The sequence below is a fragment of the Planococcus sp. TJ-302 genome, assembly GCF_058268455.1.
On the sequence record NZ_JBZDOI010000004.1, the window covers coordinates 100,749 to 118,090 of the forward strand.

Consider the following 17,342-nt stretch of genomic DNA (forward strand, 5'->3'; position numbering starts at 1 on the left):
AAGGGGCGGGGTAAATCCCCACCCCTTTTACCCTCTTTCATTATAGAGGTTCATCGGAAATTAAGCTATGATTTTGGGATTACAAACCCGTTTTGTACATGTGTAGAGCCAAATCGATGCAGCGAGCTGAGTAGCCAGACTCGTTATCGTACCAAGCCAAGACTTTAACCATGTTGTCGCCGATTGCCATAGTAGACAAGCCGTCTACAGTTGCTGAAGCTTCTACGCCATTGTAGTCTCTTGATACGAGCGGAAGATCGCTGTATTCCAAGAAGCCTTTTAATTCGTTTTGGGATGCTTCTTTAAGCGCTTTGTTTACATCTTCGATAGATGCTGAAGTTTCAAGTTCCGCGACCAAGTCGATCAATGAAACGTTTGGTGTAGGAACGCGGATTGCCATACCATCCAATTTGCCGACCAATTCCGGCAATACTTTTGTTACTGCAACTGCTGCGCCTGTAGTTGTAGGAATCATCGATTCCGCAGCTGCACGGGCACGGCGGAAATCTTTATGCGGTGAGTCAAGCAAAATCTGGTCATTTGTGTATGAGTGGATCGTTGTCATCATCGCATGTTTGATGCCGAATTTTTCGTTCAATACTTTAGAGATTCCGGCTAAGCCGTTTGTAGTACATGATGCGTTTGAAACCACTTTGTCTTGTTCTGGATCGTAGCTCTCATGGTTAACGCCCATAACGAGAGTTTTCATGTTTTTGCCTGGTGCAGAAACGATGACTTTCTTCGCGCCAGCTGTGATATGTTTTTCAGCTGCTTCAGCGTCAGTGAAGAATCCAGTAGATTCAACAACGATATCGATGTTCAATTCGCCCCATGGAAGGTTAGAAGGATCTTTTTCTGAGAAGACTTTGATTTTCTTGCCGTTGACGATCAAGTAGTCGCCTTCAGAAGAAATTTCAGCGTCCAGAGTGCCGTGGATAGAATCGTATTTCAGCAAGTGCGCAAGCATTTTAGCGTCTGTCAAATCGTTCACTGCTACTACTTCCACTTCTTCGTGAATCAATGCTTGGCGGAAAACTATGCGTCCTATGCGTCCGAATCCGTTAATAGCTAATTTTAAAGTCATTTATAATTCCTCCAGTTTTTGTGTAAGTTCTATTATTTGCCGGGCCGCCCCTTCATCAGTGACGAGCACCGTTCCCTTGGCTGCAATTTTGCAATACGAGAGAATTGCCTGTGCTTTTGAATGCCCTCCGGCTACTGCCAGGATGAATGCGGCATTTTTGACCTGCTCCAATTGAATTCCCGCTGTACGGATGCGATAAACCACTTCTCCTTGATCGTTGAAGTAGTAGCCGAATGCTTCGCTTACTGCACCGCCGGAACGGATATGCTCCACTTCCTCGCTGGAAGATTTGCGCTGCAATGCAATTTCCTCGGCATTGCCGATTCCGTGCACCACGATATCCGTCCGGTCGTAACTGTCCATCATGTCTTTGATGACCGGTTCGCGCAGCATCATTTCGAACGCTTCCGCGCTGAGATGATCCGGCAGATAGAGTGTCTTGACCGAGCCAGCAGTTTTTGCGGCAAATGCCGATGCAATCGTATTGGCCTGGTGGAGGACATCCTCGCCCAGTCCGCCGCGTGCAGCAACAAATTGGAGCGCGTTGTCTTTCCTGTCAGCGGATAATTCTTTCGAGATGGCCGCCATCGTGCTGCCGCCGGTCACCGCAACAATTTTGTGTTGAGCAAACCTGGATTCAAGCAGCCGGGCAGCTTCTTTGCCGATATCGCCTTTAACAGCCGGCATTTCATCACTGTCCTGCGGCACGATGTGCACGCGCGCTATTCCCAAAATGGATTTCAATTGCTGCTCCATGTGTGAAAGTCCGGAAACTTCACGCATGAATTCTTTTAATGCTTCCAGAACAGCTGCACCTTGAAGAGTGACAGCCATTCCAGCGGTTTTTGCTTTTATCAGCTGCTGACTACGCAACAAATCAGTTTCATTGCGGATATCGCGTTCTTTCATACCGGCAAGTTCGCTAAGTGCGCGCCTGCCAATCGGCTCTTCTCTCTGGATAGCCTGCAAAATTTGATAACGTTTTTTCAGGAGGTCGGTCATTTCCGGCACGAGCTTGTTCTGCGCTTCCGTTAATGGATCCATTAATTCACTCCTTACGCATGGGACATTTTTCGTCCCGATACTTTTTTTCTGTCCCACTTATTTCATTTTAGCTGAGCTTTTCAATAAATGCAAATAAAAAGAAGCGTTAAAGTTCTAACGCTTCCAATAATTCAATATATCCGACATTGCCATAGATGATCGTTTCGCCATTGCGCTCAATCACCGGAATCATCAGCATGTATTTTTCATGCAAGGCGTCGTCGCTTTCGATGTCCACTTCCGTCCAGTCGATATTAAAATCCTCCTGGACCAGTTTTAGCATTAGCTTAGCCTCATCGCATAACGGACAATTTGCCCGCGTGAATAACGTAATCATGTTCACCCTTCTTTCGTTGCCATCTTTGTCCAGCTCCGCCGCAGGAAGAAGCAGGGCCAAAAAAACCTGTTCCGGCATCTTCGTTTTCTGGTAAAGAAGCAGCCTGTGTTTCGGCCGGTTCACTCCTCCAATTATATTCGGCAGCCGCTTTCTGGTAAAGTGTCGGGCAGATATTTTGGTTAGCTTGGCGGGATATTCTACATGCAATTACAGCAGCAAAAGAAAAAGCAGCACACCTTTTCCAATTTACTGGAGTAGGCGTGCTGCTTTCATTTTATGCCCTCGGAAGGAATCGAACCTCCATCTCAAGAACCGGAATCTTACGTGTGATCCATTACACTACGAGGGCAAATCGTTATTAGCGACTTTTCTATTATATACAGAGATACAAAACATTTCAAGCTTGTTTTTTCAATTCGTTAGATTTGACCTTCATTGACCATCATGTGTATGATATTATTACAGCTGAAGAAGATTTCAGTATAGTTAGCCAATACCTTATTATGAGGAGGAAATTACCTATGAATTTAATTCCAACAGTAATTGAACAAACGAGCCGCGGCGAACGTGCCTATGATATTTACTCACGTTTGCTGAAAGACCGCGTTATCATGCTGGGCAGCGGAATTGACGATAATGTTGCAAACTCTATCGTCGCGCAGCTGCTGTTCCTCGAAGCTGAGGATCCAGATAAAGATATTTCGATCTACATCAACAGCCCTGGCGGCAGCATCACAGCCGGTATGGCGATTTATGACACAATGCAGTTCATCCGTCCGGATGTCCAAACTATCTGCATCGGCATGGCCGCTTCTATGGGTGCTTTCCTATTGGCAGCAGGCACGAAAGGCAAACGCTATGCTTTGCCGAATGCTGAAGTCATGATTCACCAACCACTTGGTGGAGCACAAGGCCAAGCGACAGAAATTGAGATTGCCGCAAAACGCATCTTATTCCTTCGTGAAAAATTGAACACGATCTTGTCAGAACGCACTGGCCAATCTTTGGATGTCATTTCCAAAGATACAGACCGCGATAATTTCATGACTGCAGAGCGCGCGCTTGAGTATGGTTTGATCGACCAAATCATCACTCGCAGCAAATTGCCTCAGCACACTAAAGAAGATATCTAAACAAAAATCCCGCAGCTTTTCGATGCTGCGGGATTTTTTTGTGTGGTAGAGAAACTCTTGTTAATCTTTTCATTTCGCTCTAGGCGGACGCGTTCCGCGGGCCTGGCTTCAGTCTCCGCCTTCCGCTTCATTCAAAGGTCCTTCTTAATAGCAAATCATTTCACTTTTTAAAATCATGAAAGATAAAATTTCTGCAATTTCTTCATGCTATCCAGATATGTAGCAAAACAGCTTCGACTCCCGCGGGGCAGCGTAGCGACGAAGCAGCGCAGCGCTGCAGGAGCATATGTTTTATCGGGGCTGTTTTGCGGAATATCTGCACCTATACCCCCTTTACCATTTAAAGAGTAAGCAGCTTTCTCAACACGTTGAAAAAACCCCGCAAGCCTCGAAGGCTGCGGGATTTCTTATGCTTCTTTTTCGATTAGGGATGACAATGCATTTACTGCTTTCTCTTCATCCGATCCGTCTGCTGAAATGGTTACATTCGTGCCTTTGCTGATGGCCAGGCTCATTATGCCCATGATGCTTTTCGCGTTAACCTTCTTTTCGTCTTTTTCCAAATAGACATCCGCGTTGTAGCGGTTGGCTTCTTGGACGAACAAAGCTGCTTGCCTTGCTTGCAATCCGGATTTCAATTGGACTTCCACTTGTTTCTCTACCATGCTGTCCCTCCTCTAAAACGTAACTGGACTTAATCATATATGAAAGATTGGCGCGGTGCTACCGGCCAATCGTTTCTCCTTTTCTCAATTGCTCCGCGATTTCATCGATTTTGCGCAACCGGTGATTGACACCCGATTTACTCACATTGCCGCTTGAAACCATCTCTCCAAGTTCCTTCAGTGTAACATCTTGATACTCAACGCGCAGTCTGGCAATTTCCCGAAGGCGTTCAGGCAACTGGTCAATGCCAATTACTGAGTCGATAAAGCGGATATTCTCGACTTGCCGCAGCGCCGCGTCAATCGTCTTGTTTAGGTTTGCGGTTTCGCAATTCACCAGTCGATTGACGCTATTGCGCATATCCCGGATAATGCGGACGTCCTCGAATTTCAATAATGCCACATGTGCTCCGGCGATACTAAGGAAATCTGAAATCTTTTCTGCTTCTTTTAAATAAGTTACAAAGCCTTTTTTCCGTTCAATGGTCTTGCTGTTCAAATGAAAGTGATTCATCAGCTCGACCAGTGAATCCGCATGGTCTTTGTAAAGCGAGTAGATTTCAAGGTGATAGGAAGAAGTTTCCGGATTATTGACAGATCCCCCCGCCAGGAAAGCACCTCGCAAATAAGCGCGCTTGCAACAAGTCTTTTCGATCAGGCTTTTATCAATTTCATGCTGAAATTGGAAGCCTTCCGAAATAATAGCCAAGTCCTCCAGGACATGCTTCGACCCTTCCCTGATTCTGCAGATATAAATATTGTTCTTTTTCAGGCGCATTTTTTTCCGGACCAGCAATTCGACCGGATATGTTGGATAAAAACGTTTCAAGAAGGTATAGATGCGCCGCGCAATCGCTGCGTTTTCTGTTTGTATATCAAGGCTCAACTGCCGATTCGAAAACGACAAAGTCCCATTCATGCGGATTAAAGCAGATAGCTCGGCTTTGCCGCAGCAATCGTCCACTTCAATTTGGGTCATTTCTTTTTTTGTTTCGGAAGCAAATGACATGCCGTCCCCCCTCTCCTCACATCAAAAATACAGATGCTTCGGTGTTTCTTTTTCGAGGCCTCCGGCGTATTCAAACAGCCACTGCGCCACTTTCATCGGTTCGTGCCGAACGGCTTTTCCGAATATACTGGTAATGTTTTGTTTGTAAACCTCAAGGCCCATTTTCTCCAGTTCTTCCTCGTCGCACTCAACTGGCGATGCCAGTTCTCTCTTATAGCGCTCCGCAACCGTCAACGGCACTTGGATCTTATCGAGCAAAATTGCATCCAAAAATGGTTTTTCTACATGTGCATATAGGGCTTTAACATGATCTGAGGCGGTATAGTTATATGTTTCCCCAGCCTGGGTCATTAAATTGCAGATATAAATCTTCTTCGCTGTCGAAGCCATCAAAGCTTGTTCAATGTCCTTGACCAAAAGATTTGGCAATATGCTTGTATACAAAGATCCCGGGCCAATGATAACAACATCCGCTTTGCTGATGGCAGTGATTGTGTCTGGCAGCGTTTTGACGTCATGCGGTTCTAAGAACACGCGCTTGATTGGCTGCAGGTACATCGGAATCTTTGATTCCCCACTGACAATTGTGCCGTCTTCGAACTCAGCGTGCAGCGTCACCAATTGATTGGCCGCTGGCAGCACTGTGCCGTTGACATTCAATACCCGGCTCATCTCACGAACAGCATGCGAGAAGTCCCCAGTAATTTCAGTGAGCGCGGCAAGCATCAAGTTGCCGAGTGAATGCCCATCCAAATCCAGGGACTGTTTAAAACGGTATTGGAACATTTCCGCGACGAGCGGTTCAGCATCAGATAATGCCGCCATCACATTGCGAATATCTCCTGGCGGCGGAATATCCAAATCATTGCGCAGCCGGCCAGAGCTTCCGCCGTCGTCAGCAACGGTCACGACCGCTGTTAAATCGAGCGGAAACATTTTCAAACCTCTTAATAACGTGGAGAGGCCAGTGCCTCCTCCAATGATAACTACACGCTTCCGGCGCAAAGAATCTTCCATGCACTCAGCCCTTTCTTGTTTTAACATCACGGTGCGTAACAATCGTCTTATAATTTTCAGCTAATAATTTTCCATAGTATTCAGCCAATGTTACCGAGCGGTGTTGGCCGCCTGTGCAACCGAACGCGATGACAAGCTGTGCCTTGCCCTCGCTTTTGTAGTGGGGAATCATGAACTCAAACAGGTCGGTCAATTTATCGATCAAGGTTTGGGTTTCGCTCCATTGCAGCACGTAATCCGATACAGGCTTATCGAGCCCGGACAACGGATTCAGTTCTTCAATATAATATGGGTTCGGCAAAAAGCGAACATCGAATACTAAATCTGCATCGATTGGCATTCCATGCTTAAAGCCGAACGACATGACGTTGACCGTGAATACGTTACTGGTCTTGGTCGCGAAATCCTTCATGATCCGTTCTTTCAGCTCACGCGGTTTCATCGTTGACGTGTTGTACATGTATTTCGCACGGCCCTGCAGATCCGTCAGCATGTCCCGCTCTTTTTTGATGCCTCCGAGCACTAAGCCTCCGGGCGACAGTGGATGCGAACGCCGTGATTCTTTATAGCGGCTCACGAGCGTCTGATTGTCAGCGTCTAGGAACAAGATGGTCACGGAAACTTTCGGTTCTTTCAAAAGGTTATCGATGGCGTCCACCAGGCTGTCGAAGAAATCTCCGCCTCGCAGATCCATGACCGCAGCCACACGCTTCATCGACTTTCCTGAATCTCTCATCAATTTGATGAACGTCAGCAATAAAGCAGGCGGCAGGTTATCAATCGTGAAAAAGCCGAGATCCTCAAAGCTTTGGATTGCCACGGTTTTGCCCGCTCCTGACATGCCGGTTATGATGATCAATTCAGTTTCGTCGTTATTATGATTTTCCATTCAGGCGTGTCACCTCTTCTGTTGAAATTTGTATGTGCTCAGCCAGCAGCTGAAATTCTGGGGTGTAGTGGAACGTGCCGTATTGCATGCCCGCCTGGTGCACCGCAAACTGAAGGTTGGTGCGGTCCCCTTCGGCCATTGGCAGAAACGCTAAGCTTTCAACCGGATGCCATTCAAGCAGCCCTTCGCGCGTTTCTTCGAAAGTTTTTCCTTCTAAGCCGTGTGCAACGAACGTAAACAACATCCATTCATCCACAATCCGGCCTTCGTCATGGATCATCATCGTGTAAATTCCTTTTAAATGCGTATTCAATGGCGTTGCGCCCGTTTCTTCAATAAACTCACGGATTGCCGCTTCGTAAATCGATTCACCGGTTTCCATTTTCCCGCCCGGTGCAACGTACCAATCGCGCCGAGGTTTTTTTAATAATAAGACTTGTCCGTTGCGGACAACTAGTAAATTCGCTATTCGCTGCACTATCGACACTCCGTATCTTTTGTAAACTCTCTCCATTATACATCTATCCTGGTGTGTCATGCAAAAAAAGAAAAGCGGAAAGAGCCCGTTAGCTTCGACAGGCAAGTTCTGGCCAAATCCATTTGGCCAGAACTTTGCGACGAAGCACGAAGTGCTGCAACGCATTTTAATGTCTCGAAGCTAGCGAAGCGATGCAACGGTTTTTCATGTCCCGAAGCTAGCGCAGCGTTGCAGGGACAGAGACAGGAGCAATGGGTTTTTGATGAACTTTCGAAGCGGCTCTATTACAGTGGCGTCTGGAGCCAGCTACCTCTAAGTTTCCGGTGATTGCTTTCTTAACACGCACCAATTCGGCGTTGACATGCCCTACAAAGAAATTAACAAGCACTAACAAGCTGTCAACATGAACTGTTTATAATTTAACCGCCACTAGCCCAATAACGCTATTTCACGCCTATGTTCAAAAGGATAATTCTGCACAAAAAAAAGCCGCTCCCCGGAATCTCCGGAAAGCGGTCTATCAAAGTATTCTATAAAAAGGGGGTCAATTTACTCTTCCTATATTAGCACCACTTCATGACAACGGTGTGACAATGCCATTAAGAAGTGATTAAAATCACGCTTTTTGGCCGATTTTTTCAACCAATTCTTCAATATAATGCTGGGAAGCCTGTGCTGCGATACTTCCGTCACCTGTAGCGGTCACTACTTGGCGCAGCATTTTGTCGCGGACGTCTCCCGCTGCGTAGATTCCTGGAATACTTGTTTCCATTTTTTCATTGGTTACGATATAGCCTTGGTCATTCAAAATGCCAAGCGAAGCAAAAGGTTTTGTCAATGGCAGCATGCCGATGTAGATGAACACGCCATCCGCGTCGAATTCCTGTTCACTGTCATCTTTCGTCGAAACAAGTGTGACGCTTCCGACTTTGCCTTTTTCATCATTGATCTCTTTTACTGTGTGGCTCCAAATAAAATCGATTTTTTCATTGGCGAATGCGCGGTCTTGAATGATCTTTTGTGCGCGCAATTCGTCGCGGCGATGGACAATTGTCACTTTATCCGCAAAACGTGTCAAGTAGACGCCTTCCTCTACTGCTGAATCTCCTCCGCCGACAACAACAAGGTTTTTGTTCTTGAAGAATGCACCATCGCAGACTGCACAATAGCTGACTCCGCGGCCTCCAAGTTCGTTTTCGCCTGGAACGCCCATTTTCTTGTACTCTGCCCCAGTCGTAATGATGATTGCGCGGGCTTTAAATTCTTTCGAACCGGTAATTATGGTTTTGTATTCTTCACCGTCAATAATTTCTTTGACGTCTCCGTAAGCATATTCCGCTCCGAATTTTTTCGCGTGCTCGAACATTTTTGTTGAAAGGTCCGGCCCCAGGATGTGGTCGAAACCTGGATAGTTTTCAATTTCTTCCGTGTTCGCCATTTGGCCGCCCGGAATTCCACGCTCTAGCATCAACGTCGTCAGATTTGCGCGTGATGTGTAAACTGCGGCAGTCATGCCTGCAGGTCCTGCTCCAATAATGATAACATCATAAACATTCGTAGTTTCGGTCATTTTATGGCCTCCTAAATCTCAGTAAGTAAATCGTATAAGAATCCGCGCTTATCAGCAACTTATTTGCTTATGATTCAAACAGCGGCAAAAAACGGATCAGTTCTGTGACGTATTTGGTCAATGTGGCAGTCGTAATGCCATAATGGGCGGCAACGGATTTTTTCGTCGCTGCCGTGTCTCTTGATGACTTCACCATATAGGTGACCGCTGCTGCCAAGGCTTTCGGATTTTTAAAGTTGTAATTCTGTTCAAATGCCTTTTCAACCAGCATGAACCACATTTGGAAAGTATAAGACCCTTGTTCCGTCACCATGCCGTTTTCGGCATAAAGCAGTTCCGCTACTTCCATTGCGCGCTTGAATGCGCGCTCTTCCGCCACTTCCACTTTAAACGGATGCCCAAGTGCGTATCCGAGCATATATGTTTCGATAACGGACGGTTGCTCGGATTTGAGCCAATTCGGATGCGAGATGATTTCCTGTTTATGGGCGGACTTGCCCAGCAGGAACATGCCAAATAGCCGCTCACTTTTATGGCTATGGTCAAGCTTTTTCACGAGGTAATCGCGGTTATGCTCCAATGCGTCTTCATGCGGCATCACGCCATTATCGGCCCACGGTTCGTAGCCGCCTTTGGTCGGATCCATTTGCGTCAATTGTTTCCATGCCTGTTTGGCGACATCTTCATGCCCCGAATGGAAGGCGGCGTGCGACAGCCAGAAATAAAAGGCCGGGTCGCCGTCAAATCCGCGCTTTTGCAGGCTTCTCAGCCAGCGGTACGCTTCTTTGTATTTGCCGACCAACGCAAATGTTGCTCCTAGTTTATAGCGGTGCTCGAAGACATACGGCTGAATCTTTTTCAAGAGTTCCAGAACATCTTCTAGCTCTTCATTTTTCTCGTAATAATGAAAGACAGCTAAATTGCATAATGCATGAAGATTGCCGGTATTACGTCTCAACACATCATGCAGCAACGCTTTCGCCATTTCAGCTTCGCCGACATAGAAATAGGCGAGCGCCAGATTATTATGCGCTCCCCAGAAATCAGGCTTTTCTTCCACCAGCTTCTCAAGCAATTCAATCGCTTCTGGGAAATTCCCTTTCTCCATCATGCGGCGCGCCTTTTCTTGCTGATAAAAGTATTCGCTATCCTGTGCTTCACCCTCATCATCAAAAAGCTGCCAGTCTTCCTGTTCCGCAAAATCGATGATTTCCAAAGCCTCTTCGTTATATTCGCCCTGCGGCTCTTTTTCGCTATACTTTTTCGCGTAATTGCGGGCATCCAAAAACATGCCGAGATGCGCGTGGACCTCTGCCAGGAAAAATAAGGTTTCGGATTTGTCCACATCAAGCCCGTGAGCCGTGCGCAGCGCGTCCATTGCCTGCTCGAATTCGCCCGTCTCCATGAGCACGATTCCGAATTGAACCCAGATATCCGCATCCTGTGGACTTAATTCTGTCGCACGCTGCAGGTATTTATGGGCTTTCGGATACCGTTCCCGCTGCAGCTCGCGCATTGCCTTTTTGTAATAGTATTCTCCTGTCGGTATGAATGAAAGAAGGTTGTCATTGTGTTTTTTCTTTTTATTCTCCAAAATATGCCTCCGAAAAAGTAAAAGGAACGATGAAATCGCTCCTTTACTCAAATGTGCTGTTATTATAGCATATTTCCCTGTTATTTACTTGTTGTTTTTGATTCATGGCGCTCTTTCAGCACATCAATAACGGCATCCAGGCTGACTTTCTGTTCTTGCAGCAAGACCAAAACGTGGTAAAAGAGGTCCGCTGTCTCCATCGACAATTCTTTTGAATCGCGGTTTTTTGCAGCGATGATGACTTCCGCCGCTTCTTCACCGACTTTTTTGCAGATTTTGTCGACGCCTTCTTGGAATAAATAAGTCGTATACGCGCCTTCCGGCATTTCGATTTCGCGTTTTTCAATCATCGACGCCAGTGCACCGAACATATCCGACTTCGACTCGTTCGGCGTGCCGGACAAGGTTTCGTAGAAACAGCTTTCTGCTCCAGTATGGCAAGCCGGGCCGTTTGGAATCACTTCATAGATCAATGAATCGCCGTCGCAGTCAAGGCGCACAGCCGTCACTTCTTGCGTGTTGCCGCTTGTCGCGCCTTTATTCCATAGCTCACTGCGGCTTCTGGAATAAAGCCACGTTTCATTCGTTTCGATCGTTTTCGCCAGCGCTTCTTCGTTCGCGTATGCGAGCGTCAGCACTTCTTTCGTTTCGGCATTCTGTATGATGACGGGAACGAGTCCCTGGCTATCAAATTTCACATTATTCATCGGACATTCACTCCCTCTTTCCGCAGATAGTCTTTCACTTCTGCGACGCTTGTTTCTTTGTAATGGAAAATCGATGCCGCCAGTGCTGCATCGGCATCAGCTTGTTTAAACACTTCTGCAAAATGCTCCCGGTTCCCTGCACCGCCGCTCGCAATGACCGGCACTTCCACTGCATCGCGAACCGCTTTTGTCAGCTCGATGTCAAAGCCGTCTTTTGAACCGTCTTTGTCCATGCTTGTCAGCAAGATTTCACCGGCGCCCATTTCGACGATCTTCTTCGCCCATTCCACGGCGTCCCAATGCGTCTTGTTGCGGCCGCCATGCGTATAGACATCCCAATGGTCGCCGCTTCGTTTCGCATCGATTGCGATAACGATGCACTGAGAGCCGAAATAATCGGCGCCTTCCTTGATCAGTTCCGGACGGTCGAGCGCCGCGGTGTTCAGTGACACTTTATCCGCCCCAGCACGAAGCATGCGCTTCATGTCTTCAAGCGTACGGATGCCGCCGCCAACTGTAAACGGAATCGATAATTCCGTCGCAACAGTCTTCACGACTTCGACCATCGTTTCCTTGCCTTCGTGGGAAGCGGAAATATCGAGGAACACCAATTCATCCGCGCCTTGCTTGTCGTAGAAACGCGCAAGCTCCACCGGATCCCCGGCATCGCGGAGAGATACAAAGCTGACGCCTTTGACGACGCGCCCTTCTTTGACGTCCAGGCACGGGATAATGCGTTTCGTCAGCATGACAGCGCCTCCTCGAGCGTAAAGCGGTTCTCGTAAAGCGCCTTGCCGATAATGACGCCTGAAATCGGGCTGTCTTCTGCGGCTGCTTTGACGTTCTTGATGTCGTTCAATGTTCCGATGCCGCCGGAAACGATGACGCCGGCATCGTTTGAAGCAACCAGTGCTTTATTGGCATCGATGTTCGGCCCCTGCAAGGTGCCGTCAGTCGCAATATCGGTATAGATGAAATGCTTTGCGCCGTGTTCTGTAAAAAACTTAGCGACGCCTTGTGCAGACTGGCCGGATGTTTCGATCCAGCCCTCGGTTGCAGCCATGCCGTCCTTGGCATCAATGCCTATGACAATGCGGTCTGCTCCGAATTCTTCGATAAACGACACGACAAGGTCCGGGTTACGGATTGCCAAACTGCCGATGATGACACGGCTGACGCCGTTCGAGAGATAATATTGAATGTCTTCGCGGGACCGGATGCCGCCGCCGATTTGTATTTGGACCGGCAGTTTCGCTGCTTCGATCACCACTTGATCATTGATACGCACGCCGTCTTTGGCACCGTCCAAATCGACCATATGGATCCACTCGGCTCCAGCTTCGACGAATTTTTTCGCCATATCTACCGGCGAATCGCCGTAGACCGTTTCCTGTGCATAATCTCCTTGAAACAGGCGCACGCATTTGCCCCCGCGCAAATCAATCGCGGGATAAATCTGAAACTTGCTCATCTGGGTTCCTCCTGACATTCGCAATCCATTGCTCTAATAAATGATGGCCAAAATCGCCGGATTTTTCGGGATGGAACTGCATGCCCGTGATCAATCCTGTGCCAACCACTCCCGGTACATCTACATTGCCATAACTTGCCGTAGCAAATAATTCTTTAGGGTCCGTGTTGATAGCGAGAAATGAATGCACAAAATAAACATGCGTATCCACTTGCAGCTCATCCAACCAATACGGCAGCCGCGAAAACTCCAGGCGGTTCCAGCCCATATGTGGAATCCGCTGCGTGCCTTTTTCAAAATCGAAACGGCGAATATCGCCTTTTAAAAGTCCTAAGCCTTTCGTTTGGCGCACTTCTGAACTGTCTTCATACAAGAGCTGCATGCCCAAGCAGATGCCCAGAAGCGGAATTCCTCTGTCTGGCAAGGATCGGATAAAGCCAGCTATCCCTTTTTGCTCCAGCAAGTCCATAGCGTCCGGGAATGCCCCGACGCCCGGCAGGATGATTGCCTCCGCTTCCAGCAGAATTGCCGGGTCATCCGACAATATGACTGTGCAATCGAGTTTTTTCAATGCTTGCTCGACACTAAAAAGATTGCCCATGCCGTAATCGATGATTCCGATAATCATGTCAACAGCCCCTTTGTCGATGGCACGCCTTTCACCCGCGGATCGATGCTCGTCGCTTCGTCGAGTGCACGCGCCAATGCCTTGAATACTGCCTCGATGATGTGATGCGTATTTTGCCCATAATGGATGATGACATGGACGTTCATACGCGATTCAAGTGCGAATTTCCATAGGAATTCACGTACCAACTCTGTATCGAACGTACCCACTTTGGCATTCGGGATATCCCCTCTCATTTCGAGATGAGGTCGGTTGGAGCAATCGATGACAACTTGAGCCAATGCGTCGTCCATCGGGATAAAGGCATTGCCGTAGCGGCGGATGCCTTTTTTATCGCCAAGCGCTTCCTTGACCGCCTGCCCCAGCACAATGCCGATATCTTCAGTTGTGTGGTGGTCGTCGATGTGCGTATCGCCGTCAGCTTTGATGCTGCCGTCAAATTGGCCATGCTTGATAAAAAGGTCCAGCATATGGTCCATGAACGGAACGCCTGTGGCGATGTCTGCCTGGCCTTCGCCGTCCAATGAAAACGTGACAGCTATTTTCGTTTCATTTGTATTGCGGTTGATTTCTGCTTTTCTCATCATCGATTCTCCTTTTTCCATGAACGCGATTCAACTGCCCGAGCGTGCCCTTCCAATCCTTCGAGACGGGCCAGCCGTGCAATTTTCGCTTCGTTCTTTTGCCAAGCCTGTTCGCTATAATAAATGATGCTTGTGCGTTTCATAAAATCGTAGACTGACAGCGCGCTCGAAAAACGGGCTGTGCTATTGGTCGGCAAGACATGGTTGGCGCCGGCAAAATAATCGCCGATCGGTTCGGATGAAAAACGTCCGATGAAAATCGCACCTGCATTATCAATGCGCTCTGCGATCTCCTCCGCATCATCCGCCATGATTTCAAGATGCTCTGGTGCCAGTTCATTGGCGGCTTCGATCAGGCGTTCCATCGTTTCGCCGATGTAGATGATGCCATGGTCTGCAATCGCCTTCGCCGCAATCGCTTGCCGCGGCAAAGTTCGGAGCTGCTTCTCAACTTCTGCGGAAACGGCATCAGCCAACCTTTCGCTGGTGGTCAAAAGCACCGCCGTCGCCATTGGATCATGCTCCGCTTGTGACAGAAGATCCGCCGCGATTTCATCGGCAAAAGCTGTATCATCCGCTATGACGGTGATTTCGCTAGGTCCTGCAATCATGTCGATAGCAACCTCGCCGAACACTTCCCGCTTCGCCAAAGCGACGAATACGTTCCCGGGTCCCGTAATCTTATCGACCGGCCGGATCGACTCGGTACCGTAAGCCAGCGCGGCAACCGCTTGGGCACCTCCAACTTTGTAGATTTCATCGATCCCCAAAATATGCGCCGCGGCGAGCACGCCGTCCGACAGCTTGCCGTCTTTGCCAGGCGGTGACACCAGAACGATGCGCTTAACACCTGCAACTTGTGCCGGAATGACATTCATCAGCACCGAAGATGGATAAGCGGCAGTGCCGCCCGGAACGTAGAGCCCCGCGGATGGAATGGCCGTTACACGCTGCGCTACATAAGATCCGTCGCCGTTGGTATGCGTATAGCCTTGCTGGCGCTGGTATTCATGATAGACACGGATATTGTCCGCCGCCTCCGTCAAATCTTCCAGCAGCTGCGGTTCAAAACGGCTGACCGCTTCTTCAATTTCTTCCGCGCTGACGCGCAGATTTTCGACTTTGACGCCGTCCCATTTTTCTGTGAAGCGGTATAAAGCTGCGTCACCTTCCTGCTGTACGGACGAGATGATGCTTTTTACCGCAGTAAGCTGCTCCGCACTGGCTTCAGCAAGCGTCCGCCTGATGGAAATGCCGGATTTCAGCTGTTCTTTCTTCATTTGCGCACCTGCTCCCTCAACTTGCCGACAAGTTCGCGGATGCGGTCTTGCTTCAACCGATAGCTAACAGGATTAGCGATTAAACGCGATGTGATGTCAACGATTTCTTCATATTCCACCAAGCCGTTTTCCTTTAAGGTTTTTCCTGTTGAAACGATATCGACAATGCGGTCTGCAAGGCCGATCATCGGAGCCAGTTCAATCGAACCGTTCAATTCGATAATTTCCACTTGTTCGCCTTTGCCCCGGTAAAAACGGGACGCGATTTTCGGATATTTCGTTGCGATTCGCGGCGTCACTGCATTCATTTCCGTATTCGGCAGCCCTGCAGTCGCAATATAGCAGCGGCTGATGCCGAGGTCGAGCAGTTCATGCACCGAGCGGTCGAGTTCAAGCAAGACGTCTTTTCCAGCAATGCCGACATCGGCTACGCCGTGTTCGACATAGACGGGCACGTCCATCGGCTTCGCCAGGATAAAACGGATTCGTTCGTTCGGCGCTTCTACGATAAGCTTGCGCGAATCATCAATCTCTTTCGGCAAATCGTACCCTGCTTTGAGCAGCAATTCATAAGCTTCTTCGAATATGCGGCCTTTTGGCATGGCAATCGTCAATTCATCCATTAAAAGCGCCTCCTAAATTTCTGACTTCACTGAACAGCGCATTGAAACTTTCAGTATCCCGCACAGCCGGAGCATATTGCAGCGTTGCCCGAGCCCCGTTTGCGCGAAGCTCCTGGGCTTCCTGATGCGCCTGTTCTTCTGATTGTTCGTCGAATAAAATCAGCGTATGCCGCTCTTCTTCAGTGCTTCCTGCTGCTGCTTCCAATAGCCGGTCAATCCGAAGACCGAATCCTGTTGCGCCGACCTGCATGCCGAATTGTTGCATCAACCCATCGTAGCGGCCGCCATTGCCAAGCGGAAACCCGCTTCCGGCTCCGTAGAATTCAAAGACCAGTCCTGTGTAATACGTCATATGGCTGATAAATGCCAAATCGTATGTGATGGCTTCTGATAAGCCGTTGCGTGCGATAATTTGTTCCAGCTTGAGCATGTCTTCGTATAAAGCCCTTTGCTGGGTGTTTGCATAATCGATATACGGCTTCCAATCTTCCAAAGAGGATGTTGCCATCAATTTTTTGAATGCCCCGGTTTTCGCTGGATCCATATCCATGTAATCCGCCAGTTCATCAAAACCGACGTTGTTTTTGGATACAAGCGCTTCCCGGACAGCTTCGATCTGGCCGCTGTCGAGCCCAAAGTCCTGTAAAATCAAATGCAATAATTGCGTGTTGCCGATGACGACCCGGCCAGATTCGACATTCAATTCCTTCAGAATCGTAGAGGCCAGAATGATGACCTCCGCATCCGCGTAAAGGGAATCGTCACCGATCAGCTCGACGCCCATCTGTTCAAACTCCGCTGGCCGGCCGCCTTCGCGTTTCTGAGCGCGGAATACATTTGAATAATAGCCGAGCCGGACCGGCATTTTTTCTTTCAATAATTTCGAAGCCGCCACCCGTGCAATCGGTGAAGTCATGTCCGGACGCAGCACCAAGGTTTCACCTTGGCTGTCGAGCAGCTTGAAAAGCGCGTTGTCGGGAATGGCCGAAATTTTGCCGATGGTTTCGTAGTATTCCAAGGTCGGTGTCTGGAGCATATCGTAGCCTGCTTGTTCCATGATAGCCGTGCCTTTGGATCGCAATGCCGATTTCTTTTTTGCAATAAACGGGAAGTCGTCCCGCATGCCTAACGGTTTTTCGAACATCTGGATTGCCATTTAATCACTTCCTATTTTTGGATATAACGCTTTAGTTCGCTAATGAGGTAGAGAGGTGAAGTAGTGTTATTTT

Annotated in this window: 19 protein-coding genes and 1 tRNA gene; 1 reads left to right on the forward strand and 19 read right to left on the reverse strand. The window is 48.4% G+C overall.

The window, feature by feature from the left end; genetic code table 11:
- Nucleotides 1-79: 79 nt before the first annotated feature.
- From gap to AC4EHB_RS15200, 4 genes are all read right to left on the reverse strand, one after another.
- Complete coding sequence (gene gap, locus AC4EHB_RS15185) at nt 80-1,084, reverse strand: type I glyceraldehyde-3-phosphate dehydrogenase (protein ID WP_490976460.1); 1,005 nt, start codon at nt 1,082-1,084, stop codon at nt 80-82.
- A complete protein-coding gene (locus AC4EHB_RS15190) occupies nt 1,085-2,128 on the reverse strand; it encodes a sugar-binding transcriptional regulator (protein WP_490976459.1) in 1,044 nt (347 codons plus the stop codon).
- 106 nt (nt 2,129-2,234) lie between these two features.
- The gene (locus AC4EHB_RS15195) at nt 2,235-2,543 is read right to left on the reverse strand and encodes a glutaredoxin family protein (RefSeq protein WP_490982029.1); all 309 of its coding nucleotides are present in this window, start codon (nt 2,541-2,543) and stop codon (nt 2,235-2,237) included.
- Nucleotides 2,544-2,742: 199 nt separating this feature from the next.
- Nucleotides 2,743-2,814: transfer RNA gene (locus AC4EHB_RS15200), tRNA-Arg, on the reverse strand.
- 172 nt (nt 2,815-2,986) lie between these two features.
- Between AC4EHB_RS15200 and clpP the strand changes: the two genes are divergently transcribed.
- Nucleotides 2,987-3,598, forward strand: coding sequence for an ATP-dependent Clp endopeptidase proteolytic subunit ClpP (gene clpP / locus AC4EHB_RS15205; protein WP_135501084.1), 612 nt, complete (start codon nt 2,987-2,989; stop codon nt 3,596-3,598).
- A 407-nt stretch (nt 3,599-4,005) separates the two neighbouring features.
- Here clpP and AC4EHB_RS15210 read toward each other — a convergent pair whose 3' ends face one another.
- The 15 genes from AC4EHB_RS15210 to AC4EHB_RS15280 all read right to left on the reverse strand — a co-directional run bounded on the left by AC4EHB_RS15210 (nt 4,006) and on the right by AC4EHB_RS15280 (nt 17,269).
- Nucleotides 4,006-4,263, reverse strand: a complete 258-nt coding sequence (locus AC4EHB_RS15210) for an HPr family phosphocarrier protein (RefSeq protein WP_490976457.1) — start codon at nt 4,261-4,263, stop codon at nt 4,006-4,008.
- Between the two features lie 58 nt (nt 4,264-4,321).
- On the reverse strand, nt 4,322-5,272 hold the full coding sequence (whiA, locus tag AC4EHB_RS15215) for a DNA-binding protein WhiA (protein ID WP_490976456.1): 951 nt from the start codon (nt 5,270-5,272) through the stop codon (nt 4,322-4,324).
- A 21-nt stretch (nt 5,273-5,293) separates the two neighbouring features.
- Nucleotides 5,294-6,289, reverse strand: a complete 996-nt coding sequence (locus AC4EHB_RS15220; RefSeq protein WP_490976455.1) for a gluconeogenesis factor YvcK family protein — start codon at nt 6,287-6,289, stop codon at nt 5,294-5,296.
- A gap of 4 nt (nt 6,290-6,293) precedes the next feature.
- Nucleotides 6,294-7,178, reverse strand: a complete 885-nt coding sequence (rapZ, locus tag AC4EHB_RS15225) for an RNase adapter RapZ (protein ID WP_490976454.1) — start codon at nt 7,176-7,178, stop codon at nt 6,294-6,296.
- Nucleotides 7,165-7,656, reverse strand: coding sequence for an NUDIX domain-containing protein (locus AC4EHB_RS15230; RefSeq protein ID WP_490976567.1), 492 nt, complete (start codon nt 7,654-7,656; stop codon nt 7,165-7,167). The genes rapZ and AC4EHB_RS15230 overlap by 14 nt, the downstream gene beginning before the upstream one ends.
- Nucleotides 7,657-8,272: 616 nt before the next feature.
- Nucleotides 8,273-9,226: a thioredoxin-disulfide reductase gene (gene trxB, locus AC4EHB_RS15235; protein WP_490976453.1), complete on the reverse strand. Its 954-nt coding sequence runs from the start codon at nt 9,224-9,226 to the stop codon at nt 8,273-8,275.
- 67 nt (nt 9,227-9,293) lie between these two features.
- Nucleotides 9,294-10,820 carry a tetratricopeptide repeat protein gene (locus AC4EHB_RS15240; RefSeq protein WP_490976452.1) on the reverse strand — a complete coding sequence of 509 codons (1,527 nt, stop codon included), beginning with the start codon at nt 10,818-10,820 and terminating at the stop codon, nt 9,294-9,296.
- Nucleotides 10,821-10,900: 80 nt separating this feature from the next.
- Nucleotides 10,901-11,527, reverse strand: coding sequence for a bifunctional phosphoribosyl-AMP cyclohydrolase/phosphoribosyl-ATP diphosphatase HisIE (gene hisIE, locus AC4EHB_RS15245; protein WP_490976451.1), 627 nt, complete (start codon nt 11,525-11,527; stop codon nt 10,901-10,903).
- Complete coding sequence (gene hisF, locus AC4EHB_RS15250; RefSeq protein ID WP_490981964.1) at nt 11,524-12,276, reverse strand: imidazole glycerol phosphate synthase subunit HisF; 753 nt, start codon at nt 12,274-12,276, stop codon at nt 11,524-11,526. Before hisF ends, hisIE begins: the two co-directional genes overlap by 4 nt.
- The gene (gene hisA, locus AC4EHB_RS15255) at nt 12,270-12,998 is read right to left on the reverse strand and encodes a 1-(5-phosphoribosyl)-5-[(5-phosphoribosylamino)methylideneamino]imidazole-4-carboxamide isomerase (RefSeq protein WP_490976449.1); all 729 of its coding nucleotides are present in this window, start codon (nt 12,996-12,998) and stop codon (nt 12,270-12,272) included. Before hisA ends, hisF begins: the two co-directional genes overlap by 7 nt.
- Nucleotides 12,967-13,626, reverse strand: coding sequence for an imidazole glycerol phosphate synthase subunit HisH (gene hisH / locus AC4EHB_RS15260; RefSeq protein WP_490976448.1), 660 nt, complete (start codon nt 13,624-13,626; stop codon nt 12,967-12,969). The genes hisA and hisH overlap by 32 nt, the downstream gene beginning before the upstream one ends.
- The gene (gene hisB / locus AC4EHB_RS15265; RefSeq protein WP_490976447.1) at nt 13,623-14,213 is read right to left on the reverse strand and encodes an imidazoleglycerol-phosphate dehydratase HisB; all 591 of its coding nucleotides are present in this window, start codon (nt 14,211-14,213) and stop codon (nt 13,623-13,625) included. Before hisB ends, hisH begins: the two co-directional genes overlap by 4 nt.
- A complete protein-coding gene (hisD, locus tag AC4EHB_RS15270) occupies nt 14,210-15,490 on the reverse strand; it encodes a histidinol dehydrogenase (RefSeq protein WP_490981965.1) in 1,281 nt (426 codons plus the stop codon). Before hisD ends, hisB begins: the two co-directional genes overlap by 4 nt.
- The gene (hisG, locus tag AC4EHB_RS15275; RefSeq protein WP_490976445.1) at nt 15,487-16,113 is read right to left on the reverse strand and encodes an ATP phosphoribosyltransferase; all 627 of its coding nucleotides are present in this window, start codon (nt 16,111-16,113) and stop codon (nt 15,487-15,489) included. The genes hisD and hisG overlap by 4 nt, the downstream gene beginning before the upstream one ends.
- The gene (locus AC4EHB_RS15280; protein WP_490981966.1) at nt 16,106-17,269 is read right to left on the reverse strand and encodes an ATP phosphoribosyltransferase regulatory subunit; all 1,164 of its coding nucleotides are present in this window, start codon (nt 17,267-17,269) and stop codon (nt 16,106-16,108) included. The genes hisG and AC4EHB_RS15280 overlap by 8 nt, the downstream gene beginning before the upstream one ends.
- Between the last annotated feature and the right edge of the window lie 73 nt (nt 17,270-17,342).